Source organism: Streptomyces katrae (assembly GCF_000966975.1).
Lineage (GTDB): Bacteria > Actinomycetota > Actinomycetes > Streptomycetales > Streptomycetaceae > Streptomyces > Streptomyces katrae.
In genome coordinates this window covers 1-3,148 of the sequence record NZ_JZWV01000453.1, presented here as the reverse complement: position 1 = coordinate 3,148, position 3,148 = coordinate 1, and the positions used below count along the sequence as shown (strand labels likewise).

Here is a 3,148-nt window from a genome sequence, read left to right as displayed (position 1 = left end):
GGCTCCCCGTGGGGAACTCCGCGGCCGGCCCTTTCGTGCCGGTGCCGGCGGGAATCGTCAGACGGGCCCTAGAAGCCCGGGGGCTCGGTGTAGGTGCCCCATTCGTCGCGCAGGACGTTGCAGATCTCGCCCATCGTGGCCTCCGCGCGCACGGCGTCGAGCATGGCCGGGATCATGTTCGAGCCGTCGCGGGCGGCGTCGAGCATCGCCTTCAGCGCGGCCGTGACCCTGGCGTCGTCGCGGCGCTCCTTGCGGGCGGCGAGCACGCGCACCTGCTCGCGCTCCACCTCGTGGCTGACGCGGAGGATCTCCAGGTCGCCGGTGACCGAGCCGTGGTGGACGTTGACGCCGACCACGCGCTTGTCGCCCTTCTCCAGGGCGCGCTGGTACTGGAAGGCGGACTCGGCGATCTCGCCGGTGAACCAGCCGTCCTCGATGCCGCGCAGGATGCCGGAGGTGATGGGGCCGATCGGGTGCTGACCGTCCGGGTGGGCGCGCAGGCCGCGCTCCTTGATCTGGTCGAAGATCTTCTCGGCGTCGGCCTCGATGCGGTCGGTGAGCTGCTCGACGTACCAGGAGCCGCCCAGCGGGTCGGCGACGTTGGCGACGCCGGTCTCCTCCATCAGCACCTGCTGCGTGCGCAGCGCGATCTCGGCGGCCTGCTCGCTGGGGAGGGCGAGGGTCTCGTCGAGGGCGTTGGTGTGCAGGGAGTTGGTGCCGCCCAGGACGGCCGCGAGGGCCTCGACGGCCGTGCGCACCACGTTGTTGTACGGCTGCTGGGCCGTCAGGGAGACGCCGGCGGTCTGCGTGTGGAAGCGCAGCCACATCGACTTCTCGTTCTTGGCGCCGTACACCTCCTTCATCCAGCGGGCCCAGATGCGGCGGGCGGCGCGGAACTTGGCGATCTCCTCGAAGAAGTCGAGGTGCGCGTCGAAGAAGAAGGAGAGGCCGGGCGCGAAGTGGTCCACGTCCAGGCCGCGGGAAAGGCCGAGTTCCACGTAGCCGAAACCGTCGGCGAGGGTGTAGGCGAGCTCCTGCGCGGCCGTGGCCCCGGCCTCGCGGATGTGGTAGCCGGAGACGGACAGCGGCTTGTAGGCGGGGATGCCGTTCGCGCAGTACTCGATCAGGTCGCCGATGAGGCGCAGGTGCGGCTCGGGTTCGAAGAGCCACTCCTTCTGGGCGATGTACTCCTTGAAGATGTCCGTCTGGAGGGTGCCGTTGAGCACGGACGGGTCGACGCCCTGGCGCTCGGCGGCGACGAGGTACATGCAGAAGGCGGGGACGGCCGGGCCGGAGATGGTCATCGAGGTGGTCACGTCGCCGAGCGGGATGTCCTTGAAGAGGACCTCCATGTCGGCGGCGGAGTCGATGGCCACCCCGCAGTGCCCGACCTCACCGAGCGAGCGCGGGTCGTCGGAGTCCCGGCCCATCAGGGTGGGCATGTCGAAGGCCACCGAGAGCCCGCCGCCGCCGGCGGCCAGGATCATCTTGTAGCGCTCGTTGGTCTGCTCGGCGTTGCCGAAGCCGGCGAACTGGCGGATGGTCCACGTCCGGCCGCGGTACCCGGTGGCGTGGAGCCCTCGGGTGTAGGGGTACTCCCCCGGCCACCCGATGCGCTCGAACCCCTCGTACGCGTCTCCGGGCCGGGGGCCGTAGACGGGGTCGACCTCATCGCCGGAGAGCGTGGTGAAGTCCGCGTCCCGCTTGCGGGCCTTGTCATAACGGGCCTGCCAGCGGCGGCGGCCCTCCTCGATGGCGTCTGCGTCCATACCTTCGAATTTACTAGGACGTCCTAGTAAATGTCGATGGCAAACCCCCGGGGATACTTCCCCGGGGGTGTGATTTCGAGCCTTGCTACAGATCCGCGCGAGCGGGCCCGGACGCCGCTACGCGCCGACGGTGACCGGGGCGTCCGCGACGAGCGGCTCCACCTCGGCGCGGACGCCGCGCTCGACGAAGAAGGCCGCCAGCGGGATCGTGCCCGAGGCCAGGACCCACAGCAGCTTGCCGAAGGGCCACTTGGCCTTGGAGCCGAGGTCGAAGGCGAAGACCAGGTAGATCATGAAGAGCACGCCGTGGACCTGCGAGACCGCGAGGGTCAGGTCGGCGCCGGTGTCGAAGCCGTACTTCGCCACCATGCAGGCACAGAGGATCAGGAGCATGACCGCGGTCACGTAGGCCATGACGCGGTAGCGGGTCAGCACGCTTCGTTTCATGCCGTCGAGCGTAACCGCCCGATTTGCTCGATCTTGACGCACCCCGGCCGTCAGCTCTCCTCGAAGTCCCCGGCGGCCACGCGCAGCGGCCTGAGCAGGGCGAAGATCTCCGCGCACTCCTCCGCGTCGTACGGACCGAGGCCGAAGTCGACCGCCATCAGGTCCTTGGTCGCCGCCTCGACGACCTCGCGGCCCTTCTCCGTGATCGACGCGAGCGTGCCGCGCCCGTCCTGCGGGTTGGGCCGCTTGGCGACCAGCCCGGACCGCACCAGCCGGTCCACGGTGTTCGTCACCGAGGTCGGGTGGACCATCAGGCGCTCGCCGATCTTCGACATGGGCAGCTCGCCGGCCTGGGAGAAGGTGAGCAGGACCAGGGCCTCGTACCGGGCGAAGGTCAGGCCGTACGGCTTCACCACCGCGTCGACCTCACCGAGCAGGATCTGGTGGGCGCGCATGATCGAGGTGATCGCGGCCATGGACGGCACGGGCCCCCAGCGCTGCCGCCACAGTTCGTCTGCGCGGGCGATGGGGTCGAAGGGGAGGCTGAGCGGCTTCGGCATCCACCAGACCCTACCGGTCGGTTCTTTTCCGGCGCCGCCCGTCTCACTCTTCGGCCCGCCCGGCGGGGGTCTCGGTGGCGCGGAGCTCCGCGAGCAGGACGAGGACGACGAGGGTGCCGAGCACGGCCGAACCGGCGACGACGGCATGGGCGGGGAAGACCTCGGCGGCGGCTCCGGCCAGCGCCATGCCCACCCCCTGGAGGGTCATCACCCCGGTGCTGAGCAGGGTCATCGCCCGGCCGCGCAGCTCGTCGGGGACGGCGTCCACGTACATCCGGTCGACGCCGAGGGCGTGGGCGTGCGCCAGCCCCGCGAGGACCAGCGCCGCCGCGACGACGGCCGGGCCGGGGCGGAGGGCGTACAGGAGGAGGG

Annotated in this window: 3 protein-coding genes and 1 pseudogene; all 4 read right to left on the bottom strand. The window is 70.5% G+C overall.

Going from position 1 to position 3,148, the window contains the following annotated elements:
* Positions 1-68: 68 nt before the first annotated feature.
* On the bottom strand, positions 69-1,769 hold the full coding sequence (gene icmA, locus VR44_RS17090) for a coenzyme B12-dependent isobutyryl-CoA mutase large subunit (protein WP_045948373.1): 1,701 nt from the start codon (positions 1,767-1,769) through the stop codon (positions 69-71).
* A gap of 117 nt (positions 1,770-1,886) precedes the next feature.
* Positions 1,887-2,216: a DUF3817 domain-containing protein gene (locus VR44_RS17085; protein ID WP_045948372.1), complete on the bottom strand. Its 330-nt coding sequence runs from the start codon at positions 2,214-2,216 to the stop codon at positions 1,887-1,889.
* A 50-nt stretch (positions 2,217-2,266) separates the two neighbouring features.
* A complete protein-coding gene (locus tag VR44_RS17080) occupies positions 2,267-2,776 on the bottom strand; it encodes a MarR family winged helix-turn-helix transcriptional regulator (RefSeq protein WP_045948371.1) in 510 nt (169 codons plus the stop codon).
* Between the two features lie 43 nt (positions 2,777-2,819).
* Positions 2,820-3,148 (bottom strand): annotated as a pseudogene (locus VR44_RS17075) (MFS transporter); the annotation flags it as partial.